Origin of the sequence: Streptomyces sp. M2CJ-2 (assembly GCF_016757295.1) — a bacterium.
Lineage (GTDB): Bacteria > Actinomycetota > Actinomycetes > Streptomycetales > Streptomycetaceae > Streptomyces.
The window spans coordinates 1-21,892 of sequence record NZ_JAESIF010000056.1 but is presented as its reverse complement, the minus strand read 5'-3'; the positions used below and the strand labels follow the sequence as shown (position 1 = coordinate 21,892).

Sequence of the window (21,892 nt, the reverse complement as noted above, 5' to 3'; positions counted from 1 at the left end):
CGAGAGCACCTCGACGACGGCCCACGGGGCTGCCTATGATCCCCGCGCGGCATCGCGTGCCGGTCACCGGCAGGGTGAGGCATGGAGGCGCCGCGGATGCCCGTGGAGGCATGAGAACCGTGTCAGTCGAGTTCAACCACACCATCGTCCTGACCCGCGACCGGGAGAAGTCCGCCCGTTTCCTCGCCCGGACCCTGGGGCTGGAGGTCGGCGAACCGGCCGGAATGTTCCTGCCGGTGACGACGGCCAACGGCGTCACGCTGGACTTCGCGACCATCGACGCCGACATCCCCGTACAGCACTACGCCTTCCTCGTCTCCGAGGACGAGTTCGGCCCGATCCTCGGCCGACTCGTGGACGCCGGAGTCCCCATCCAGGCCGATCCGCACGGTCGGCACCCGCGCCGGATCAACCGCAATGACGGCGGACGCGGGGTGTACTTCCCCGACCCGGCCGGACACGGCCTGGAAGTGATCACCCGTCCCTACGGCAGCGACCCGGCGTCACCGCTGAACGGCGTCACGGAGGAAGTCCCCGGAGCGCTCTGAGCACCGGACCGGCCGGGGCGGGCGGGCCGTGAGCCGTCTCATCCGCCCCGGCCGCCGTCCCCGCCGGTGAGACCCGGCGGAGGGCTCAGCGCCGGTACAACCCCACCAGGGTGCCGTCGGCGATCCGAGCCCTGTCCACCGCCTCGTGCACCTGCTCCGCGCGGGGCGCGTCGGGCAGCACACACGGCTCGGCGAGGGCGTAGAGCCGGAAGACGTAGTGGTGCGCGTCGTCCCCGGGCGGCGGATGCGGCCCGCCCCAGCCGCGCTGCCCGTAGCCGTTGACCAGCGCGGTGCCCTGAGGGGGACTCTGCCCCGCGCCGACGCCGCCGCTGTGCGGATCGATGCCCACGACGATCCAGTGCACGAACGTTCCCGACGGCGCGTCGGGGTCCTCGCACAGCAGGACCAGCTCCGCCGCGTCGTCCGGCACGCCGCTCCAGGCCAGCGGCGGCGAGACGTTCGCCGCCTCGTACGCGTGCCGCCGCGCGATGAACGTGTGGTCGTCGAAGGCGTCACTGCCGATGTCGATACCGGTCATGTGCTCCGGGGTACCCCCTCGTCCCCCGGGCATGCGACCCCCCGTACCGGCGTGGGAGGTTCGTCGGGCGGAGCGTGCTTCGGACCGTCCGCGGCAGGGTACGCGGGAGCCGCACCGGGCAGCCGTGTCCAATGCGAAGACCGGTGCGGAGAGGGGCGTCCGTCATGCTGTTCCGTGATCGGCGGGAAGCCGGCCGGGAACTCGCCGAGAGGCTGCGGGGGATGCGGGGCGACGGCGCGCTGCCCGAGGCCGTCGTCCTCGCCCTGCCCCGCGGTGGCGTCCCCGTGGCCCAGGAGGTCGCCGAGGTGCTCGAGGCGCCGCTCGACGTACTCGTCGTCCGGAAGATCGGCGCCCCCTTCCACCGGGAGGTCGGCGTCGGGGCGATGGCCGGTGACGAGGTGCCCCTGTTCGATCCGTCGACCCTGCGGGCGCTGGGCCTGAGCGAGGCCGATCTCGATTCCGTGGTCGAGCGGGAGCGCGTCGAACTGCGGCGTCGTGAACAGCTCTACCGCCAGGGTCGACCCGCCCCCGAGCTGCGGGGACGTACCGTGATCGTCGTCGACGACGGTCTGGCGACCGGTTCCACGGCCCGCGCCGCGCTCCGGTTCGTACGGCGTCAGGCACCCGCCCGGGCCGTGCTGGCCGTCCCGGTCGGCTCCCCGGAGAGTGTCGAACGGATGCGCGCAGAGGCCGACGAGGTGGTCTGTCCGCACCGGCCCGCCGGCTTCATGGCCGTGGGCGAGTGGTACGCGGACTTCGACCAGCTGACGGACGAGGACGTGCTGACGGCGCTGCACCGGCGCCAGGGGGCGCCCGGTTCGTAGGCGCGCGTCGGACGCCGTCGCCCGCTCGCACCCGCTCGGACGCCGGCATCCGTTCAGACGACGTCGTCCGAGCGGAGGGTGTCGATGTCGGCGGGGGAGTGGCCCAGTTCGGTGAGGATCGCCTCCGTGTGTTCGCCGACGGCCGGCACCGGGTCCATGCGGGGCGGCAGGCCCGCGAGGTCGACCGGCGGAAGCAGGGCCTGAACGGTCGCTCCGGGCACGGCCACCTCGCGCCAGCGGTCGCGGGCGGCGAGGACCGGATGGTCGAGGAAGGCGGCGACGTCGTTGACCCCGGCGCAGGCGATGCCGGCGGCCTCCAGTTCCTCCAGCAGTTCCCCGGCGTCGGAGCGGGCACAGCGCTCGGCGATGACCGCGTTGAGTTCCTCGCGGTGCGCCACCCGGGCGGAACCGGTGCCGAAGCGGGGATCCTCGGCCAGTTCGGGGCGGCCCAGGAACTCCGTGCACAGGGCCGTCCACTCGCGCTCGTTCTGGATGGAGAACAGCACCTCGCGCCCGTCGGCGGCCGGGTACGTCCCGTACGGGGCGATCGTGGCGTGCTGGGTGCCCAGCCGCGGGGGCTGGGTGCCGCCGTAGCGGGTGTAATAGGCGGGCTGGCCCATCCACTCGGCGAGCGCCTCGAACAGCGACACCTCCACGGGGTGGACGGTGCCGGTGGTCGCGCGGGTGTACAGCGCGGTGAGGACACCGCTGTACGCGTACATCCCGGCGGCGATGTCGGCCACCGAGACGCCGGTCCGGGCGGTGCCGTCCGGTGTTCCGGTCAGCGACACCAGGCCCGTCTGGCACTGCACCAGCAGGTCGTACGCCTTGCGGTCGGCCCAGGGGCCGGTCGTGCCGTAGCCGGAGATGGTGCAGGGGATCAGCCGGGGGTGGCGCCGGGCGAGTTCGTCGGTGCCCAGGCCGAGCCGGCCGGCCGCGCCCGGTGCCAGGTTCTGCACGAACACGTCGGCACCGGCGAGGAGTCGGTGCAGGATCTCCAGGCCTCGCGGATCCTTCAGGTTCAGCGTGAGGGACTCCTTGGAGCGGTTGAGCCACACGAAGTAGCTGGAGTGACCGTGGACGGTGGTGTCGTAGCGACGGGCGAAGTCTCCCCCGCCCGGCCGCTCCACCTTGATCACCCGGGCGCCGAGGTCGGCGAGCTGGCGGGTGGCGTACGGCGCGGCCACGGCCTGCTCCAGACTGACCACCGTGACCCCGGCCAGGGGATGTCTCTGCACGTCCACGCCTTCCGCTCACCTCCCCGATTAGTAAGGCCGGGGCGAGCGGCCTGTCAACGGTGCCCCGTTCAGTGACCCGTCCCGCCCACACCGCACGCCCCGCCCGCCCGGCTCGGCGGAACGTCGGCGGGCGGCCTGCTGCGGGTGACGACGCGGCTGCCGCGGTCGCCGACGACGCGGACCTGGAGCGAGCCGCAGCCGCAGCGGGTCCACACGGTGCTGCCCGCCGCGGTGGTGTGCCGCGACACCAGCCGGAACGGCTCGCCGTCGTCCGGCCATCCGCAGTACGGGCAGACGACGCCGGTCGAGCCGGTCGCGCCAGTGGTTCCGGGCGTGCTGGTCATGATGACTCCTCAGCTCCTCACATCTCCGGGCCCGCGCGTCCTCGAGTCCGCGCATCCTCAAACCCGCGGCTCTCATGACGACATGGCCCGGCCGGCCGTCGTGACACAGCCCAGGGTGCGCCGGAACATCCGTACACGTCCAGGTTGACTTTGTGGACTTGACCGTGAAGCGTGGGCTACATGATTGACCTGCGCCGGCTGCACGTCCTGAGGGCGGTCGCCCACTACGGCACGGTCACGGCGGCTGCCCGGGCCCTGCACTTCACCCCGTCCGCCGCCTCCCAGCAGATCCGCCAACTCGCCCGCGACCTGGGCGTCGACCTGCTGGAACCGCAGGGGCGCGGCGTACGGCTCTCCCCGGCGGCCGAGAGCCTGCTCGCGCACGCCGATGCCATCCAGGCCCGCTGGGAGCAGGCCGAACTGGACCTGCGGGCCGACCGCGGCGCCCCCACCGGGCTGCTGCGGGTGACCGGATTCCCGGTGGCGATCTCGGTGCTGCTGGCGCCCATGGCGGCCCGGCTGGGCGCGCGTCATCCGCGGCTGGCGGTGCGGATCCTGGAGGCGGAGGTGCCGAAGAGCTTCGACCTGCTCTTCGAGGGGGCCACCGATCTGGCGATCGTGGAGGCCACCCCGCGGAACCCGCCGCTCAGCGACGTGCGCTTCGACCAGCGGCCGCTGCTGGACGACCCGTTCGACCTGGTGGTCCCCGAGGGGCATCCGCTGGCCGGGCGGGAGCGGGCCGGCCTCGAGGAGGCGGCGCGTGAGCCGTGGATCGCGCCGATGCCGGAGAGTCCCTGCCGGACGCATGTGATGTCGGCGTGCGGCGCCGCCGGGTTCACCCCGGACGTCGTCCACCACGCCCGCGACTGGAACGTCACCGCCCACCTCGTCGCGCACGGGCTGGGCGTCGCCCTGATCCCGCGGCTGGCCCAGCTGACCCCGCATCTGCCGATCACCCGGGTGCGCTGCACGGGCAACCCGCACCGCAAACTGCTGACCTGCACGCGAGGAGGCGGCCACGCCCGCCCGGCGGTCGAGGCCGCCCTGCGCGAACTACGGGAACTGGCGCCGACGGCCGTCGCCTGAAGGCCGTTCGAACAGCCGGACAGGCCCCGGCGGCGCGGAAACAGGCGCGGGGCGCGCGCCGTGTGACGCACGCCCCGCACGGACGGGAACCCGAAGCCGCCCACTCGTCCTTCGCCGAAGGCGTCAGGCCTTTTCCTGCATGGTGCGCCGGGCCGGACTGCCCTGTTCGGCTGCCTTGGGGTCCTTCTCGTCCGCCTTCGCCCGCACGCCCTGGGCGATGCGGGCACCGATCTTCTCGTCGATGTTCGTCCAGTACTCGAAGGCTCGCTCGAGGACGGGTTCGGTCACGCCGTTGAGGAGGTGTCCGACGACGTTGTCGACCAGCCGGTCGCGCGCGGCGTCGTCCATGACCTCGCGCACCAGGGTGCCGGGCTGGCTCCAGTCGTCGTCCTCGGGGTGGGAGACGTAGGCGGTGCGCATGAGGGCTCCGTCGGCCTCCCAGCTGGGCGGAGTGCCGTGGTGCTCGGTGTCGGCCGCGGGACCGCCCTTGGAGTTCGGCGCATACACCGGATCGGTCGTCTTCCGGTAGGCCATCGCGCCGTCCTTGGAGTAGCTGTGGACGTCGACGACCGGGGCGTTCGTAGGAAGCTGCTGGTAGTTGGCGCCGATCCGGTGGCGGTGGGCGTCGGCGTAGGAGAAGAGCCGGGCCAGCAGCATGCGGTCCGGGCTCGGGCCGATGCCGGGGACCAGGTTGTTGGGCTGGAAGGCCGCCTGCTCGATCTCGGCGTGGTTGTCGGTCGGGTTGCGGTCGAGTGTCATGCGGCCGACCGGGATGAGGGGGTGGTCGCCGTGCGGCCACACCTTGGTCAGGTCGAACGGGTTGAACCGGTAGTCCGCGGCTTCCTCGTACGGCATGATCTGCATGTACAGGGTCCAGCTCGGGTACTCGCCGTCGCGGATGTGCTCGAAGAGGTCCCGCATGTGGTAGTCGGTGTCGGCGGCCGCCATCTGGTCGGCCTCGTGCTGGGTGAAGCACTCGATGCCCTGGTCCGTCTTGAAGTGGTACTTCACCCAGAACTTCTGACCCTCGGCGTTGATCCACATGTACGTGTGGGACGAGTAGCCGTTCATGTGACGCCACGTCCGCGGGATACCGCGGTCTCCCATGAGCCAGGCGACCTGGTGAGCGGATTCCGGCGAGAGGGTCCAGAAGTCCCACTGCATGTCGTGGTCGCGCAGGTTGTTGTCCGCCCGGCGCTTCTGCGACCGGATGAAGTGCTGGAACTTCATCGGGTCCTTGACGAAGAACACCGGCGTGTCGTTGCCGACCATGTCGTAGTTGCCCTCGCTGGTGTAGAACTTCACCGCGAAGCCGCGCGGGTCGCGCCAGGTGTCCGGGCTGCCGCGCTCGCCCGCGACGGTCGAGAAGCGGACGAGCAGGTCGGTGCGGGTGCCCGGCTGGAAGACGGCCGCCTTGGTGTAGGCGCTCACGTCGTGAGTCACCTCGAAGTGGCCGAAGGCGCCGCTTCCCTTGGCGTGCGGCTGGCGTTCGGGGATCCGCTCCCGGTTGAACTGCGCCATCTGCTCGATGAGGTAGGCGTCGTGCAGCAGGATCGGCCCCCCGGGGCCCACGGTGAGCGAGTGCTCGTCGCTCTCCGCCGGGGCGCCGGAGTCCGTCGTGGTGGCAGGCGGGGTGGCTGTCATGGGGTCTGCCTTTCGTCGTTCGGTGGCGGCGTGCCGGGTCCCGCGCGACAGGGACGCGGGACGACCAAGGGCTCTTCGGCCCTGTCCGCAAGCCGTGACACGTCGGCCCCGGGGCTGCTCCTGAGCCCCGGACTGCTCGGTCCCAGTAGGTCGCGTGCCCCGGAGTGGCCACACCGATCCGGCCCGGCGGTGTCCCAGGTGATCGGGCCTTCGGCCACGGTCCGCGCCGCCCGGGGAAGGAACAGGTGGTACCCCGCCGTGACATCGTCCGTCACCAGTCTCCGCCGCGGGCCGAAGCGCGCAACGTGAGAGGGGCCATGGGAGGGCGCCCCGGAACGGACGCGCCACGGCCGAAGGGGCCGAAGCCGTCGTCGAGACGGCTTCGGCCCCTTCGGAGCGCGGTCGTGCGGGGTGGGTCAGGCGGCGGCCGGCGCGGTGGCGTGGCCGTTGAGGGCGACGATGACCTCGGTCAGCTGCCCGACGACCTCGGCGTCGTCGGCGGGGTGGGCCTCGGCGAAACGGGTCACGGAGCCCGGGATCGAGAGCTTGATGTCCTCGAGCACCTTGCCGCCCGCGATCCCCAGGGCCTTGCGGGCCTCGTCCTGCGCCCAGACGCCGCCGTACTGGCCGAAGGCGGTACCGATCACGGCGACGGGCTTGTCACCGAGGGTGGCGGCGCCGTACGGGCGGGACAGCCAGTCGATGGCGTTCTTCAGGACGGCCGGCATCGTGCCGTTGTACTCGGGCGTGAAGAGCAGCAGGGCGTCGGCGCTGCCCACGGCCTCGCGCAGCTGCGCGGCGGCGGCGGGGACGCTGCCCTCGACGTCGATGTCCTCGTTGTAGAAGGGGATCTCCGCGAGACCCTCGTAGAGCACCACGTCGGAGCCCTCGGGCGCGAGCTTCACCGCGGTCTCGGCGAGCTGACGGTTGTGCGAACCGGCGCGAAGGCTGCCGACGAGAGCGAGGATGCGGACGGACATGTGAACTCCTGGGGGGTGAAACACCGGGTGGAACATGGGGTGGGACACGTGGTGCGACGGCCGGACGCGACAGCGTGACGAAACATCGCGGCAACAATCCGGACCGAGGTCCGTTTGCTTTTCTAGCACCCTAACCGGACCCTGGTCCAGTTTCTTCCCGATGCTTTACTCTGGCTTCATGTCCGCCGTGCCGCCGCCCGCCCCGATACCTCAGGAGCCCGTCGAGCCGCAGGAGTTGCCGCAGCTCGGCGGCGAGATCGACGAGCCCTGCCTGCGGGCCGACGCGGCGCGCAACCGCGCCCGACTGCTGGAGGCCGCCGCTCTCCTCGTCGCCGAGCGCGGCGCGGACGGCCTCACCATGGAGGCGGTGGCCGCGGCGGCCCGGGTGGGCAAGGGAACGGTCTTCCGGCGCTTCGGTGACCGCACCGGGCTGCTGTCGGCGCTGCTCGACCACTCCGAGAGGAAGTTCCAGGCCGCCTTCCTCGCCGGGCCCCCGCCGCTGGGGCCGGGAGCGCCGCCCGCGGAGCGCCTGCGGGCGTTCGGCCTCGCCCTGCTGCGCCGCACGGCCGACGAACTGGAACTGCAGCTCGCCGCCGAACCGTGTGCCGACCGACGCTTCACCAACCCGCCCCGCCGTGTGCTGATCCACCATGTGTCGCTGCTGCTGCGCGAGGCCGTCCCCGACGCGGACTGCGAGCTCCTCGCCCACACCCTGATGGCGCCGCTCGACCCCGCCCTGGTCCACCATCTGACCCAGCAGCGCGGGATGCCGATGGAGCGGCTGGAAGCCGCTTGGGTGGACCTCGTCGACCGCGTGACGGGTTCCGCGGCCTCCCCCGGCTGACCGGGCCGGCTCGCCACGACCGCACAGTCCGGAGCGCACCGTTCCGACCGCACGGCCGGGACGCCCTGAACTGGGACGGAATCGTGCTGCGGCGCTCTCAACTCCCCCGGCCGAAGGGCCTGTTGGGGCTTCTGCAAAGATGCCTTGCGTCATGGTGCAGATACCGAACCCACCCGCGCCCGCATCCGCCGCACTGCCGCGCGCCGTGCCCACGAGCGCCGACGTGGCCCGACTGGCCGGCGTCTCGCGCGCGACCGTCTCCTACGTCCTGAACAACGCCGAAGCCGTCCGGATCAGCGAGCCGACCCGCCGCCGCGTCCGCGACGCCGCCAGGGAACTCGGGTACGTGCCGCACGCGGCGGCCCGCAGCTTACGGGCCGGCCACAGCCGTATGGTGCTGATGCCGGCCCCGGCCTTCCCGGTCGGCCCGGTCTACAGCCAGTTCGTCAACGACCTCCAGGTGGCGCTCGGCCGCCTCGACTACACGGTCGTGCAGTACGGCACCGTCGGCGTGCACGACGACGAGGCCGCCCGTGCCTGGGCCGAACTGCGTCCCGTGGCCGTGCTGGTTCCCGGCTCCGGGCTCGGCCCGCGGGGCGTCGCCGTGCTCAAACGCTCCGGAGCGCGTGCCGTGATCACCCTCGGCCCTGAGTCCGTCGAGGGCGCACACGCCCTGCTCATGGACCACGACGTCGTCGGCCACAGCGCGGGCGCCCACCTGTTCGACCGCGGTCGGCGCCGCATCGGCGTCGTCGTCCCGCGCGAGCCCGGTCTGGGGGCGTTCTCCGCGCCCCGCCTGGCCGGCGTGCGTGCGGCGCTGCGCGGCACCGACGCGACGGTCACCGAACTGCCCCTCGCCCACGACGAGGGCGCCGCCGCGCGGCTCGCCGCCGGCTGGCGCGACCTCGGCCTCGACGCCGTGTTCACCTACAACGACGAGTACGCGATGCTGCTGATGCGGGCCCTGGACGACGTCGGCGTCCGCATCCCGGAGGAGACGGCCGTGGTCGGCGCCGACAACCTCATGCTGGGCCGGCTGCTGCGGCCCCGGCTGACCACCGTCCACCTCGACCTGCCGTCCGGCCGGGAACTCGCCGAACTCGTCGACCGCGCGGTGCGCGATCCCGCCGCCGCACCCGAGGCCCACAAGGTGCTGGGGGCGTCGGTGGTCCAGCGCGAGTCCGGCTGAGGCCCGTTCGCGTGCCGGGCGCCCGCCCGCGCCGCACGTGATGTCCGGTCATATCGTCGGACGATTGGGGAAGTCGAACCGTCCGGATGGTGACTAAGATGTTGCCTGCTCAACCAAATGGTATGCGGAAGGACAGCCGGGCTCGCGCTCGCGCGGTGCGCCGGCGACCGATCGGAGAGCCCACACATGCCGTTGCTCGACCCCACGACCTGGCAGCCCCACCGTCTTGCGGGACCCGACCACACCGTCACGGAGCCCGCCACCGGCGAACAGCTGGCCACCGTCACCCTCGCCACCGGGGAGGACGTCGGGGCCGCTGCCGAAGCGGGCCGTGCCGCCCAGACCGAGTGGGCGAAGGCCCCGCACTTCGTCCGTGCCGCGGTGCTCCGCAAGGCCGGCGACCTGTTCGCCGCGCACGCCGACGAACTGCGGGAATGGCTGGTCCGGGAAGCCGGCAACATCCCCGGCAAGGCCGACTTCGAACTGCACGTCGCCGCCCAGGAGTGCTACGAGGCCGCAGCCCTGGCCTCCCGCCCGCCCGGTCAGGTGCTGCCCACCGAAGGGCCCCGGCTGTCGTACACCCGGCGGGTGCCGGTGGGTGTGGTGGGCGTCATCGCGCCGTTCAACGCGCCGCTGATCCTGTCCATCCGCTCCGTCGCCCCGGCCCTCGCGCTCGGCAACGCGGTCGTCCTGAAACCGGACCCGCGCACCGCGGTCTGCGGCGGACTGGCGCTCGCCGCGGTGTTCGCCGAGGCGGGACTGCCCGAGGGGCTGCTGCACATCCTGCCGGGCGGCGCGGAGACCGGCCAGGCACTCGTCGCCGACCCACGCATCCCCGTCATCTCCTTCACCGGCTCCACCGGCGCCGGCCGGCACGTCGGGGAGGCCGCGGGCCGACACCTCAAGCGGGCCCACCTGGAACTCGGCGGCAACTCCGCGCTGATCGTGCTGGAGGACGCCGACCTCGACGCGGTGATCTCCACGGCCGCCTGGGGATCGTTCTTCCACCAGGGCCAGATCTGCATGACGACCGGACGCCACCTGGTGCACGCCTCGCTCTACGACGAGTACGTCGAACGGCTGGCCGCCAAGGCGGACTCGCTCGCCGTCGGCGACCCGCACCGCGATCAGGTCCACCTCGGCCCGCTCATCGACCGCGGGCAACTCGACAAGGTCCACGCCCTGGTCGAGTCCAGCACCGCCGGCGGCGCGAAACTCGCCGCGGGCGGCACCCACGACCGGCTGTTCTACCGGCCCACCGTCCTCGCGGACACCGGCGACGACACCCCCGCGTACACAGAGGAGGTCTTCGGCCCCGTCGCACCCGTACGGTCCTTCAGCGACGCCGACGAGGCCGCCGCCCTGGCCGCCGCGAGCCCCTACGGCCTCTCGCTGGGCATCGTCACCGCCGACACGGCACGCGGCCTGGACCTGGCGGAGCGGATCCCGACGGGGATCGTGCACATCAACGACCAGACCGTGAACGACGAGGCCGTGGCCCCCTTCGGTGGCGTCGCCGCCTCCGGCACCGGGTCCCGCTTCGGCGGCGACGCCAACCTGGACGCGTTCACCGAGGTGCGCTGGACCACCGTGCGCGGGGACGTCGCGCGGTACCCGTTCTAGAGGGTCCTGTCCCCGAAGGACCCGAGCCGGGGCCGGTCGGTCACCGGCCCCGGCTCCCCGCCTCGCCGCCGGCCTTCGCCTGCTGCTCGGCGATCGACTTGCGGACCTCGTCCATGTCCAGCCTCCGGGCCTGCCCGATGACGTCCTTCAGCGCGGCTTCGGGCAGGGCACCCGGCTGGGCGAACACGGCCACCTGATCACGGACGATCATCAGCGTCGGGATCGACCGGATGTCGAAGGCCGCGGCCAGCTCCGGCTGCGCCTCCGTGTCCACCTTGCCGAACACCAGGTCCGGGTTGTCCTCCGCGGCCTTCTCGTACACGGGCGCGAACTGACGGCACGGCCCGCACCAGGACGCCCAGAAGTCGATGAGAACGAACTCGTTCTCCGTGACCAGCTGGTCGAAGTTCTCCTTGGTGAGCTCCACGGTGCTGCTCATGGCGTGTTTCCTCTTCCTGGTGTCGGGTCGAGCCATCCGCACAACACGGCCGGCCGGGTCACGTATTCCGCGCCCCTACCCATGTGGCCACCGTGCACACCACCCACCAGACTGACCCCATGAGGCAAACGGAACCGACAGGACCGACAGGGCCGACGGGGTCGACGGGACCGACAGGATCGGCGCAACCGGAGTCCACGGACTACGACGTCGTCGTGCTCGGCGCCGGGCCCGTGGGGGAGAACGTCGCCGACCGCACCCGCGCGGCAGGGCTGACCACCGCGATCGTCGAGAGCGAACTGGTCGGCGGCGAGTGCTCCTACTGGGCGTGCATGCCCAGCAAGGCCCTGCTGCGTCCCGTTCTCGCGCGGGCCGACGCCCGCCGCACCCCCGGCCTGAGCCGGTCGGCGCAGGGGCCGCTCGACGCGAGCGCGGTCCTCGCCCACCGGGACGAGTACACCTCGCACTGGAAGGACGACGGCCAGGTCCAGTGGCTGGAGAGCGTCGGCGTCGAACTCCACCGCGGCGTCGGGCGGATCACCGGCCCGCGCACGGTGACCGTCACCGCCGGCGACGGAACGCGGCGCGTCCTCACCGCCCGGCACGCCGTCGCCGTCTGCACGGGCAGCCGCGCGCTGCTGCCCCCGCTGACCGGACTCGCCGACGTCGCGCCGTGGACGAGCAGGGAGGCCACCAGCGCCAAGGCCGTGCCCGGCAGACTGGTCGTGGTCGGCGGCGGTGTCGTCGCCACCGAGATGGCCACGGCCTGGCAGGCGCTCGGCTCCCGGGTCACGCTCCTGGTACGCGGCAAGGGCCTGCTGTCCCGGATGGAGCCCTTCGCCGGAGAGCTGGTCGCCGAGGCGCTCACCGAGGCCGGCGCGGATCTCCGTACCGGTACCTCCGCCACCTCGGTGACCAGGGAGAACGGTGCCGTCGTGGTCGTCACCGACGCGGGGGAGCGGATCGAGGCCGACGAGATCCTCTTCGCCACCGGCCGCGCCCCGCGCACCGACGACATCGGCCTGGAGACCGTCGGCCTGGAACCCGGATCCTGGCTCACCGTGGACGACAGCCTCCGGGTGGCCGGCCAGGACTGGCTCTACGCGGTCGGCGACGTCAACCGGCGTGCCCTGCTCACCCATCAGGGCAAGTACCAGGCCCGTATCGCGGGCGCCGCCATCGCCGCGCGCGCCGCCGGGGAGCCCGTCGCCACGGAGGCATGGGGCGCGCACGCCGCCACCGCCGACCACGACGCCGTACCCCAAGTGGTGTTCACCGACCCGGAGGCGGGCTCGGTCGGCCTCTCCCTGGCCGAGGCGGAACGGGCGGGGCACCGCGTCCGCGCCGTCGACCTCGACCTGTCCTCGGTCGCCGGCGCCGGTCTGTACGGGGAGAACTACAAGGGCCGCGCCCGCATGGTCGTCGACCTCGAGAGCGAGACCCTGCGCGGCGTCACCTTCGTCGGCCCCGGGGTGGGCGAACTGATCCACTCGGCGACCGTCGCGGTCGCCGCCCAGGTCCCGGTCGCCCGCCTGTGGCACGCGGTCCCGTCGTACCCGACGATCAGCGAGGCATGGCTCCGACTGCTGGAGGCGTACCGGGACAGCACCTGAATCAACGGGAGAGCGGACCGCGGGCGGGGCGACCGGGACCTACGGGAGTTCGAAGCCCAGCGCCCGCGCGGCCGCCTCCGGTGTGGGATGCGACCAGCGCTCCGCCACCACCTGGTGGGACGAGAGCGAGCGGGGCTCGGCCCGGTCGAGATAGAGCATGCCGTCGAGGTGGTCCGTCTCGTGCTGCACGATCCGCGCGGGCCAGCCGCCGAACACCTCGTCCACCGTCCGCCCGTGCTCGTCCTGCCCGGTCAGCCGCACCTCGGCGTGCCGCGCCACCACCGCCTGGTAACCGGGCACGCTCAAGCAGCCCTCGAAGAACGCCGCCCGCTCGCCGCCGACCGGCGCGTAGACCGGGTTGACCAGCACCCGGAAGGGCTGCCGCACCCGGCCGCGCGCCAGCCGCACCTCGTCCGGGACGGGCGCCGGATCCTCGATCACCGCGATCCGCAGCCCCACCCCCACCTGCGGCGCGGCCAGGCCGACCCCCGGTGCGGCGTGCATGGTGATCCGCAGCGCCTCGACGAACCGGGCCAGCAGCGTGGGGTCCAACTGGCCGTCGAAGGGCTCGGACGCCTGCCGCAGAACCGGATCACCGGCCGCGACGATGGGCAACGGCCCTTCACCGGCGAGGAGTTGCTCGATGCGCTCAGCGAGGGGCGCACGATCGTTCGGAGTTCCCATCGGGCCAGGATGGCACGTGCCCATGACACCCCCCGTTCCGGCGAGTGGCGCAGGTCACATCCGCGACCCGGGAACTCACGGCCCCGCCGCCCCGACCACTGGAGCAGCATCACGGCCGCCAAGACGCCCCGGGAGAAGCCCACCGATGACCACCACTCCCTCGACCACCACGGACGAGGCTCCCCGACCCCCCGCCCCCGCACGGTCCGGATCCGGCTGGGCCACCCTGCGCCCCCTGATCCTACGCCTGCACTTCTACGCGGGCGTGGTGGTGGCGCCGTTCCTGCTCGTCGCCGCCTTCACCGGCCTGCTGTACGCCGCGTCCTTCCAGGTCGAGAAGATCGTCTACGACCACGAGCTGACCGTCCCCGTCGGCGACCGCGCACTGCCGATCTCCGAGCAGGTGGCCGCCGCCCGCGAGGCGCACCCCGAGGGCGCGGTCTCCGCGATACGGCCCGCACCCGAGGCGGACGCGACCACCAGGGTGATGCTGTCCGGCGTGCCGGGAGTGGACCCGGACCACACCCTCGCCGTGTTCGTCGACCCGTACACCGGGGAGGTGCGCGGCGCGCTGGAGCAGTACGGTTCCACCGGCGCGCTGCCCCTGCGCACCTGGATCGACGAGTTCCACCGCGATCTGCACCTCGGTGAGACGGGCCGCCTCTACAGCGAGTTCGCGGCCAGCTGGCTGTGGGTGATCGCCGCGGGCGGCCTGGTGCTGTGGTTCTCCCGCCGCCGGGCGCTGCGCAAGGTCCGCGGCACCAGCGGCCGGCGGCGCACTCTGGGCCTGCACGGCGGCGTCGGAGCCTGGGCCGCGGCCGGCTTCGTCTTCCTCTCCGCGACCGGACTGACCTGGTCCACCTACACCGGTGCCACCATCGCCGACCTGCGCGCCTCGCTCGGCCAGGAAACGCCCACGGTGTCGGCTGCCGCGGGCGGCGAACACGCCGAGCACGGGGCGGCGGGCGGACCCGGGGGCGACGCCGAGCACGGGGCCGGCCTCGACAAGGTTCTCGCGGCGGCACGGGCCGAGCGCCTCGGCGACCCGGTGGAGATCGTCCCGCCCGCCGACGCGGCCTCCGCGTACGTGGTGAAGCAGGTGCAGCGCAGCTGGCCCGAGAAGCAGGACGCGGTCGCCGTCGACCCGGCGACCGGCGCGGTCACCGACGTCGTGCGCTGGGCCGACTACCCGGTGCTCGCCAAGCTCAGCCGCTGGGGCATCGACCTGCACACCGGAAGCCTCTTCGGCCTGCCCAACCAGATCGCGCTGATGCTGCTCGCGGCCGCGCTGATCCTGCTGATCCTGTGGGGTTACCGCATGTGGTGGCAGCGGGGCCGGGGCTCGGCCTTCGGCCGGCCGATCCCGCGCGGTGCCTGGCAGCAGGTGCCGCCGTACATCCTCGTCCCGCTGCTGGCGGTGATCGCCGTACTGGGCTACTTCGTTCCGCTGCTCGGCGAAGCGCGCGAGTTCCGGGAATCCTGGACGCCCTGGCCCGTGAACCTGCACGCAGACCGCGATACTTCCATACCTCGGGGTCGGGTTCCGCGCTCAGAACGGGCTCGTGGCCGAGCCGCCATATCGGCGTGCGGGGTCGCCACCAGCGGGCAGATGCGACGCTGCCGTCTACAGCCCGGCACTTTCTGCAGCGCCGAGGGGTAGCAGGTTGTCCTGGAGTGTTTTCGGCAGGATGAATGGGAGCCACTCCGGCACTGAGGTCGAGAGCCACGTTGCCCCATCCGTGGTGGGGATGGGCACGACGCAGGTCCGTGATCGGCAATGAGATTGAGAGCCACCTCGATCGGGTGATTTCTGGCTGTGGCGGTGATGGCTCGACGCGCGAATGCCGGATGTGCGGCAGCCCCCTTGCTCCGCTGCACCGCTATGCCTCCAACGCTGCCCTGTGACAGAACTACGCACCGCTGGCGCCGTACGCTGCCATCAACTACGCGTGGGTTCCCTGGTGGCTGGTGTCAGAGAGGCAACCTCGCCCATCTCTCCCCCCGCGGTAGCGGTTGCGGCCACGGCGGTGGCTGAGGCAAAGGTGACGGCACAGGTGGCGGCCAGGGGGGTGGCCAGGGTGGCGGCCACACGGCGATCACTACTGGCATCCGTTCGGCGAGATCCATCGTGCACCTGCCAAGAGCTTCACGGGCTGTGGAGTGGAGGGGATGAAGGTCCCTCTCGGTGAAGTCAGCCGGGTCGTGCAGATGACGGGCGACTGGCCATCCGAGGCCGGGCGGGGTGGGGCGAACTCGGCGGTGCTCCGCACCGACGGGCTGACCGGTGCGGGCTAAACGGGGCCTGCGGCGCCGCCCTCGGCCGCCTGGATCCGCTGGCCCTCCGCGTCGACCGCCGGCAGGGGCACCGCGCCGGGGATTTCGGGGGTGGTGCCGGTAGCGGCGAGGATCGTCGCAGCCGGCATGCGGTTGCCGGTCCGCGCGGCCATCGCCATGGCCGCCGCCGCGGCCGGCGCGGTGGCCCACGGCGGAACCACGAGAAGCATGAAGTGGTCGTCAAGCCCGCGGGTCACGCTCATCGTGTCATCGCTGGCGGTGAACCAGCCGATGTGAACGACGCGGCCGCCGATCGTGAGGCTGCGTGGGATGTCGTCCCAGGCGTCCTGGTCCAGCCCGACGCGCAGGATCGCGCCGAGGTGCGCGCTCAGTGCGGTGATGAGGCCGGGCAGCTCGGCGCGGACATCGCGGGAATGCGGCCACCACGCGCCGTCGAACATCCCCGCGCGGGCCAGCGTGGGCTCCAGGGTCAGCCGGACTGCCGCGGGCGCCGTCGGCCGCGGGAAGAGGGTGGGGGAGCGCCCCCATGCGAATGCAGTGCTGTGGTTCGGCACCATGGCGTGCCGCCCGTCTCGGTTCTCGACGGAACCGGATTGGTCTAGGGCGACGCCGGCTCGGCTGCCAACGGTGAAACGTCCTGGTGACTACAACTGTACTCCGCGCAACCGGTGGCGGGGCGGGGGCCCGCGCTCAGGTGATTCGCTCCCGCCGAGCCCGCCCGACGCTCTCCCCCCGCCGGCTCCGGGTGTGCGTAGGTGGGGTACAGGAAGCAGCGCCGGGATTGATCATGGTCGTGCGCTGGAGATGCATCACGTACGCGCCGGCCGGTATCTGGGCGATCTGCCCGGTGAACGACCGCCGGGGACACCGCGGCTCCCGGCAGAACCAGCGGCGCTTGTGCCACAAGAACCCCAGGCCGCTGTCCCCGTAGGGAAGATCGCGGGGCCGGGGCACCGCCGAGCCCCTCACCCGGGAGGCGAATGCCCCGCAGGCCGGACAAGCCCGCGCCGACTCGTCCGCCGTGACCGATGGACCCGGCGTCCGCCGCCCTCGGGCCGCTCGACACGTGCGACGGACACCCCGTCGCGGTCGAGCAGCAACGTCGTATCGTTGACCAGGCCCGTGGCTCCTGCGTGATCGTTCTGCGTCGAGAACAGAAATGATCAGGTATGACCATGGGCGCTCTGCATTCGGATGCCGACAACCACCACGACCGTCACCATCGTGACGACAGGCCGGCACCGCCGGCCGAGTGCACCGCTCAAGTTCGAAGACCCGTCAAAACGCCCTGATATCCGTCACCCTGAAACCGCCCGGCGGGCTGTATCCGGGAGTAGCCTGAAATTACCGAGGGCATTTCGCATAGGAGTTTCTAAGCTCCTGTCGTTCTCGGTGATTCACCATACCGGGCCGGTGTACACCGGCCCGGGGACGGGTCCGCGTCATGACCGCTGCCATGCTGTATACGTCGCCGGTCGAGGAGCGGACCTTTTTGCTGCCGCTGCGTCTCGCGCTCGCCTCAACGGACACCCCTGGTGCTCTTCTGGACGGTGCGTGGTGGCCCCGTTCCCGTGACTCCCGCGATCTGGCGGCGGAACTTCCTGCGTTGACAGCGGTGCTGGATCCCCTGTGGGGGCGCATCACCCATGTCACGGTGAACCCGACCCTATGGCCGGTCATCCCACGGAAGGTGCCCGTTGACGGGCACGTGGTGAGCGTCGGCTGGTTCAGGGCCGAACAAGACCCCCACAAGCTGTTGCTGCTCTCCTGCACCGTCGGCCGCTGGGACCTGCTGGTGATTCCGCCGCAGACGGATCCGGCCATCGCCGCCTGGCTGATGACCGCGGCCACCGGTCCGCTGCGCAGCCACACAGCGAGTGATCTGCTGGAGAGGGCCGAATCCCAACAGATGGTGACAGAAGCCGACCAGGCCCGAGAAGCGGTCTGGGACTCCGAGGGCGGCCATGGCGCCCGTGTGACCGCGCCGGCACGCTCAGCGTGATCCTCGAAACGGCCCCGGTGAAACCGCCGGGGCCGTCCTTTCAGGCGCAACACGTGAGAGTGCGCAACCCACAATCCATGGTACACCTGCAGATAATTTCCGACGTGATTCCGTAGGCTGACGCGAAGCATGAGCACATTCTGCTCGGACCTCAGGCACCGACGACCAGGCTCAGCAGCCGGCAGCGCCCGGCCGCCGGCAGAGTGCTTGCTATTCCGCACTGCCGCGCCACTGCCCCTGGACACGGAACCAGAGTCCGGGAGCGTAGATCGATTCGACGACAGCGGCTTCGCCTTTGGTCACCCTGAGGATCCGCAATGCGCCGCTCGGAAGCAGGTCGTACTCGTACGTGGCGGGCGACTCACCTTCGGTGATGTCGTCGTAGGAGATATCTGCAGCCGCCAGCTCCGCGTATTCCTTGGGGGGCCGGTTCTCCACCAGCTTGATGAACACGCTCATACCTTGACGATAGATCCCTCGCGGTTTTCTCGCGTGACATGCCAGATCTCACCGCCAACGGCCGCACCACCAGTCGGGCGGTATCGGCTCATTCCAGGGTGGCAAGGTGGTCGGCGGCGCCCCCGCGCCACTCGATCAGGAAGAGGGTCGCGTCGTCGCTGGTGATCCCGCCCCGTTCCTCCATCAGGGCGTGGGAGAGGGAGCGCACCACCGCCCGCACTCCCTTCTCGGCGTGCTCGATGCGGTTGACCCAGGCGATGAGTTGTTCCACGCCGAACTGCTTCCCGCCGGCTTCGTGCTCCTCGATCAGGCCGTCGGTGAAGCACAGCACCCGGTCGCCGACCTGGAGCGTCTGCTCGCTGAGCTGGGGCTCGTCGCCGCCGAAGCCGACCGGCAGGGTGGTCGCACTCTCCAGTTGCCGGACGACCTGGTGGTTGCGGATCAGCAGCGGCGCGGGGTGGCCCGCGTTGACCCGTTGCAGGTGGCCGGTTGCGACGTTCAGGCGCATCATCTGCGCGGTGACGAAGTGCTCGGGCCCGAACTGCCCGGCGATGGCCCGGTCCATGAACGCGTAGATCTCGGACAGCCCGACGTCGGCGCGTCGGGCGTGCCGGTAGGCGCCGATAGCGACGGTTGCCATGGTGGCGGCGTCCAGACCGTGGCCCATCGCGTCGATCGTGGCCACGTGCAGGATGTCGTCGTTGAGGGCGTAGTCGAAGCTGTCTCCGGCGACGCTGTAGGCGGGCTCGAGGATTCCGGCCACCGCGACCTGCGGGGTGGACATGGCCACTGGCGGCAGCAGGGACCACTGGATCTCCGCGGCCACGCTCATCGGCTCGCGGCGCCGGGTCTGGAAGAACTGGTCGGTGTAGCTGTGTTTGGTGACCAGCATGTCGGCGACCAGACCGGCGAGTCTGCGCAGCAGCCGCCGGTCGTCGTCATCGACGGTGTCCAGGGTGAGGGCCATCACTCCCACCTGGTCGCTGCCGTCCAGCAACGGCAGGTACATCCGGACGCCGTCGGCCTGCGGTACCTCCACAGGGGTCGCATACAGGAAAGCCGTGCCGGCGTGGGAGTCACCGATCGGCTCGGGCTCCCCGACGAACAGCCGCCTACCCGCCAGCGGCACCAGCACCCGCTGGCCGTAGTCCTGCAGGAGGATCGAGACGTCGCGGCCACCGACCCTGGCCACCTCTTCCGCGATCAGCGGGGCGATCAGCTGCGGCGGCATCTCGTGCGCCCGATCCAGCAGCACCCCCAGCAGCCGCTCACCGAACCCTTCCGACCGGTCCACCATGGCCTTGTCAGGCCGCCGCCCACCGTCCGCCACAGCCGCTCCCTTTCACCACAGCAGAGCCGGTTTCGCCCGCTGGGCGGGCCTCTCCAAGGGGCCGCTCACCAGGCGGCTGGCCTCGGCCTTGGGGCTTGGGACAGACCCGGCTCACCTTGCAGATCCGCGCGAAGACCCACTCACGCGATCTGTACACCCGGGTTCCTGACCGACCGTGATCAACCCGCACAGAGTGACGCGGCCGACTAGCCTAAAGGCCTCATTACGCCAAAAGCGGCATGTCACACCCGGTCGGGAGAGGTGGCTCTCAACTTCGATGCCCAAACAGTGGCTCCCGATCTCGCTGTCCGAGTGGCTCTCATTCACCCTGTCGAAAACATCCTGGAGGCTGCGGTCCAGTGCGCTGGAGGTTTCCAGAGCATCCTGGGCTCTGGAGAAAACGTTCTGCGCGGATCAGGTAAGTGCGGAGGTTGATCCCGTTACTCACCGCGCGAGTCAGGGAGGCAAGTTCCTTGTGCGGCTCTCGCGTCGATCACGTACATGCTGGCCAGCACTTCTCCGCCCGGGGCGAGGAACGGATGTCCCGCACAGGCGACAATCTTCATCGGCCCCACCGCGGGTGTCCGCTGGTGCGCGGGACAGCGGTGTCCGCGACCGCGAATCGCCTCAGCTCCGGTTCGCTCACCCGGATTCGCCGGTTCGGACACTCTTCAGCTGCACCGGTCGGTGTCCTCGTCGGTACCTTCTGTCTCGACGACCCGTACGGACCTTGCCGGTCACCGTGTTGAGCGCCCCTCGGTGATCAGCCGTATCCGCTTTACCGGCCGACCTCTGCTATGGGAGCGCGCGGACCGCTCCAGAAGCCCTGTCCTGTCACGGTGTGAGACCTGCCTGGCAGGGAACCCACAGTCAGATAGCGGGCCTGCGCGGCCGTCGGCCGACGAAGCAGACGTCGTCCTCGCTCCCGCGGTCGCGCGATGCGCTTACCGCAGCGGAGGAAGCGCGTACCCACCTGCGGCCCGGTCTCAGCGGCTCCCAAGGCGGCGCCGAGCCATCTGCCTCCGTCGGAGAGAGTTTCACCATCATGAGCAGAATTACCACGGTTCGTCCCCCACTCTCGGAGACGTCCGGCAGTGACTTCGCCCGATTGTCGAGAAAGATCGCGGATGCCGGCCTGCTGGGACGCCGCCCCGGCTATTACGCACTGCGGATCACAGTGGTGGCCGGGCTCTACGTTGGCGGGTGGGCCGCCGTTGCGCTCATCGGCGACAGTTGGTGGACACTGGCGGTCGCCGTCTTCCTGGCCGTTGTCTTCGGCCAGGTCGCCCTGCTCGCCCATGACGCAGCCCACCGCCAGGTGTTCCGCCGACGCCGGGCCAGCGAAGCGTCTGGCCGGATCGCCGGTGTCGGCATCGGGATGGGCTACGGGTGGTGGCAGGACAAACACACCCGCCACCACGCCAACCCCAACCATGAGGAACTCGACCCCGACCTCGACCCCGACCTGCTGGTCTGGTCCCAGGAACAGGCCCGGGCCGCCAAGGGGCTCCCCCGCCTGATCGGCCGCTGGCAGGCGTTCCTGTTCTTTCCGCTCCTCACACTGGAAGGCTTCAACCTGCACGTGTCGAGCGTGAAGGCGCTGGCCAATCGCTCGCTCAAGCACCGAACGCTCGACGGCGCCCTGCTGTTCGCGCACTTCGCGGTCTACCTGACCGTGCTGCTCTGGCTGCTGCCGCCCGGCATGGCGATCGCCTTCCTCGCCGTCCACCAGTGCCTGTTCGGCGTCTATCTCGGCTCCCTCTTTGCGCCCAACCACAAGGGCATGCCGATCCTGACAGGCGAAGACCGCCCGGACTTCCTCCGCCGCCAGGTGCTCACCTCACGCAACGTGCGCGGCGGTAGGTTCACCGACATCGCACTGGGCGGGCTGAACCATCAGATCGAGCACCACCTGTTTCCCAGCATGCCCAGCCCCAACCTGCGCAAGGCCCGGACCATTGTGCGGCGCTACTGCCAGGAACTGGGTCTGGACTACGCGGAGACCGGGCTGATCACCTCCTACCGGCTGGCCCTCGCCAGTCTCCATCAGGCCGGAGCACCGCTCCGGCACGCCCGCGTCCCTGCCTAGGGACGTGCCGCAGCCATCGGCGGCAGTGAGGTGGTAGCGGACGGCACGGAGTAATCGTCAAGACCTGTGGGCCGATTGACCTCAGTTTCGTTCGGGCGGGTTGATCGCGACGAGTTCGACCTC

22 protein-coding genes are annotated in these 21,892 nt (G+C 71.2%); 11 read left to right on the top strand and 11 right to left on the bottom strand.

Going from position 1 to position 21,892, the window contains the following annotated elements; translation table 11 throughout:
* Positions 1–119: 119 nt before the first annotated feature.
* Positions 120–548, top strand: coding sequence for a VOC family protein (locus JL475_RS29670; RefSeq protein WP_202281075.1), 429 nt, complete (start codon positions 120–122; stop codon positions 546–548).
* A gap of 85 nt (positions 549–633) precedes the next feature.
* On the opposite strand, the gene JL475_RS29665 is transcribed toward JL475_RS29670, so the two are convergent.
* On the bottom strand, positions 634–1,086 hold the full coding sequence (locus JL475_RS29665; protein WP_202281054.1) for a YbhB/YbcL family Raf kinase inhibitor-like protein: 453 nt from the start codon (positions 1,084–1,086) through the stop codon (positions 634–636).
* A 164-nt stretch (positions 1,087–1,250) separates the two neighbouring features.
* Between JL475_RS29665 and JL475_RS29660 the strand changes: the two genes are divergently transcribed.
* Positions 1,251–1,910 (top strand): phosphoribosyltransferase, encoded by a 660-nt coding sequence (locus JL475_RS29660; RefSeq protein ID WP_202281053.1) that lies wholly within the window; start codon positions 1,251–1,253, stop codon positions 1,908–1,910.
* 53 nt (positions 1,911–1,963) lie between these two features.
* On the opposite strand, the gene JL475_RS29655 is transcribed toward JL475_RS29660, so the two are convergent.
* Positions 1,964–3,154, bottom strand: a complete 1,191-nt coding sequence (locus JL475_RS29655; RefSeq protein WP_202281052.1) for a CaiB/BaiF CoA-transferase family protein — start codon at positions 3,152–3,154, stop codon at positions 1,964–1,966.
* Between the two features lie 62 nt (positions 3,155–3,216).
* Entirely contained in the window at positions 3,217–3,492 is a 276-nt protein-coding gene (locus JL475_RS29650; RefSeq protein WP_202281051.1) for a hypothetical protein, read from the bottom strand.
* Positions 3,493–3,672: 180 nt separating this feature from the next.
* Here JL475_RS29650 and JL475_RS29645 point away from each other — a divergent pair, with 180 nt between their 5' ends.
* The gene (locus JL475_RS29645) at positions 3,673–4,578 is read left to right on the top strand and encodes a LysR family transcriptional regulator (RefSeq protein WP_202281050.1); all 906 of its coding nucleotides are present in this window, start codon (positions 3,673–3,675) and stop codon (positions 4,576–4,578) included.
* Between the two features lie 123 nt (positions 4,579–4,701).
* On the opposite strand, the gene JL475_RS29640 is transcribed toward JL475_RS29645, so the two are convergent.
* Positions 4,702–6,222 carry a catalase gene (locus tag JL475_RS29640; protein WP_202281049.1) on the bottom strand — a complete coding sequence of 507 codons (1,521 nt, stop codon included), beginning with the start codon at positions 6,220–6,222 and terminating at the stop codon, positions 4,702–4,704.
* Positions 6,223–6,638: 416 nt separating this feature from the next.
* Entirely contained in the window at positions 6,639–7,202 is a 564-nt protein-coding gene (locus JL475_RS29635) for an NADPH-dependent FMN reductase (protein WP_202281048.1), read from the bottom strand.
* 178 nt (positions 7,203–7,380) lie between these two features.
* Here JL475_RS29635 and JL475_RS29630 point away from each other — a divergent pair, with 178 nt between their 5' ends.
* From JL475_RS29630 to JL475_RS29620, 3 genes are all read left to right on the top strand, one after another.
* The gene (locus JL475_RS29630; protein WP_202281047.1) at positions 7,381–8,046 is read left to right on the top strand and encodes a TetR/AcrR family transcriptional regulator; all 666 of its coding nucleotides are present in this window, start codon (positions 7,381–7,383) and stop codon (positions 8,044–8,046) included.
* Positions 8,047–8,197: 151 nt separating this feature from the next.
* A complete protein-coding gene (locus JL475_RS29625; protein WP_237408645.1) occupies positions 8,198–9,235 on the top strand; it encodes a LacI family DNA-binding transcriptional regulator in 1,038 nt (345 codons plus the stop codon).
* Positions 9,236–9,421: 186 nt separating this feature from the next.
* Positions 9,422–10,858 carry an aldehyde dehydrogenase family protein gene (locus tag JL475_RS29620; RefSeq protein WP_202281045.1) on the top strand — a complete coding sequence of 479 codons (1,437 nt, stop codon included), beginning with the start codon at positions 9,422–9,424 and terminating at the stop codon, positions 10,856–10,858.
* 40 nt (positions 10,859–10,898) lie between these two features.
* On the opposite strand, the gene trxA is transcribed toward JL475_RS29620, so the two are convergent.
* Positions 10,899–11,297 carry a thioredoxin gene (gene trxA, locus JL475_RS29615; RefSeq protein ID WP_202281044.1) on the bottom strand — a complete coding sequence of 133 codons (399 nt, stop codon included), beginning with the start codon at positions 11,295–11,297 and terminating at the stop codon, positions 10,899–10,901.
* Between the two features lie 215 nt (positions 11,298–11,512).
* Between trxA and JL475_RS29610 the strand changes: the two genes are divergently transcribed.
* Positions 11,513–12,910 (top strand): NAD(P)/FAD-dependent oxidoreductase, encoded by a 1,398-nt coding sequence (locus JL475_RS29610; RefSeq protein ID WP_307825193.1) that lies wholly within the window; start codon positions 11,513–11,515, stop codon positions 12,908–12,910.
* Positions 12,911–12,949: 39 nt separating this feature from the next.
* Here the strand turns inward: JL475_RS29610 and JL475_RS29605 are convergent, their stop codons facing one another.
* Positions 12,950–13,594, bottom strand: coding sequence for a peptide deformylase (locus tag JL475_RS29605; protein WP_202281042.1), 645 nt, complete (start codon positions 13,592–13,594; stop codon positions 12,950–12,952).
* 145 nt (positions 13,595–13,739) lie between these two features.
* Between JL475_RS29605 and JL475_RS29600 the strand changes: the two genes are divergently transcribed.
* Both JL475_RS29600 and JL475_RS41320 read left to right on the top strand, forming a co-directional pair.
* Positions 13,740–15,254, top strand: coding sequence for a PepSY domain-containing protein (locus JL475_RS29600; protein WP_237408644.1), 1,515 nt, complete (start codon positions 13,740–13,742; stop codon positions 15,252–15,254).
* A 509-nt stretch (positions 15,255–15,763) separates the two neighbouring features.
* Positions 15,764–15,889 (top strand): hypothetical protein, encoded by a 126-nt coding sequence (locus JL475_RS41320; protein WP_272932990.1) that lies wholly within the window; start codon positions 15,764–15,766, stop codon positions 15,887–15,889.
* Here JL475_RS41320 and JL475_RS29595 read toward each other — a convergent pair.
* Together JL475_RS29595 and JL475_RS41760 are read right to left on the bottom strand one after the other, a co-directional pair.
* On the bottom strand, positions 15,886–16,446 hold the full coding sequence (locus JL475_RS29595) for a DUF5994 family protein (RefSeq protein WP_202281041.1): 561 nt from the start codon (positions 16,444–16,446) through the stop codon (positions 15,886–15,888). The genes JL475_RS41320 and JL475_RS29595 overlap by 4 nt on opposite strands.
* A gap of 133 nt (positions 16,447–16,579) precedes the next feature.
* Entirely contained in the window at positions 16,580–17,131 is a 552-nt protein-coding gene (locus tag JL475_RS41760; protein WP_368860244.1) for a transposase family protein, read from the bottom strand.
* A 202-nt stretch (positions 17,132–17,333) separates the two neighbouring features.
* On the opposite strand from JL475_RS41760, the gene JL475_RS29585 reads away from it, so the two are divergent.
* Positions 17,334–17,891 (top strand): DUF5994 family protein, encoded by a 558-nt coding sequence (locus tag JL475_RS29585; RefSeq protein ID WP_202281039.1) that lies wholly within the window; start codon positions 17,334–17,336, stop codon positions 17,889–17,891.
* Between the two features lie 210 nt (positions 17,892–18,101).
* On the opposite strand, the gene JL475_RS29580 is transcribed toward JL475_RS29585, so the two are convergent.
* Together JL475_RS29580 and JL475_RS29575 are read right to left on the bottom strand one after the other, a co-directional pair.
* Positions 18,102–18,350 carry a hypothetical protein gene (locus tag JL475_RS29580; RefSeq protein ID WP_055629642.1) on the bottom strand — a complete coding sequence of 83 codons (249 nt, stop codon included), beginning with the start codon at positions 18,348–18,350 and terminating at the stop codon, positions 18,102–18,104.
* 88 nt (positions 18,351–18,438) lie between these two features.
* Positions 18,439–19,680: a PP2C family protein-serine/threonine phosphatase gene (locus tag JL475_RS29575; protein ID WP_307825192.1), complete on the bottom strand. Its 1,242-nt coding sequence runs from the start codon at positions 19,678–19,680 to the stop codon at positions 18,439–18,441.
* Between the two features lie 1,045 nt (positions 19,681–20,725).
* Between JL475_RS29575 and JL475_RS29570 the strand changes: the two genes are divergently transcribed.
* The gene (locus tag JL475_RS29570; protein WP_202281038.1) at positions 20,726–21,769 is read left to right on the top strand and encodes an acyl-CoA desaturase; all 1,044 of its coding nucleotides are present in this window, start codon (positions 20,726–20,728) and stop codon (positions 21,767–21,769) included.
* Positions 21,770–21,892: the final 123 nt, after the last annotated feature.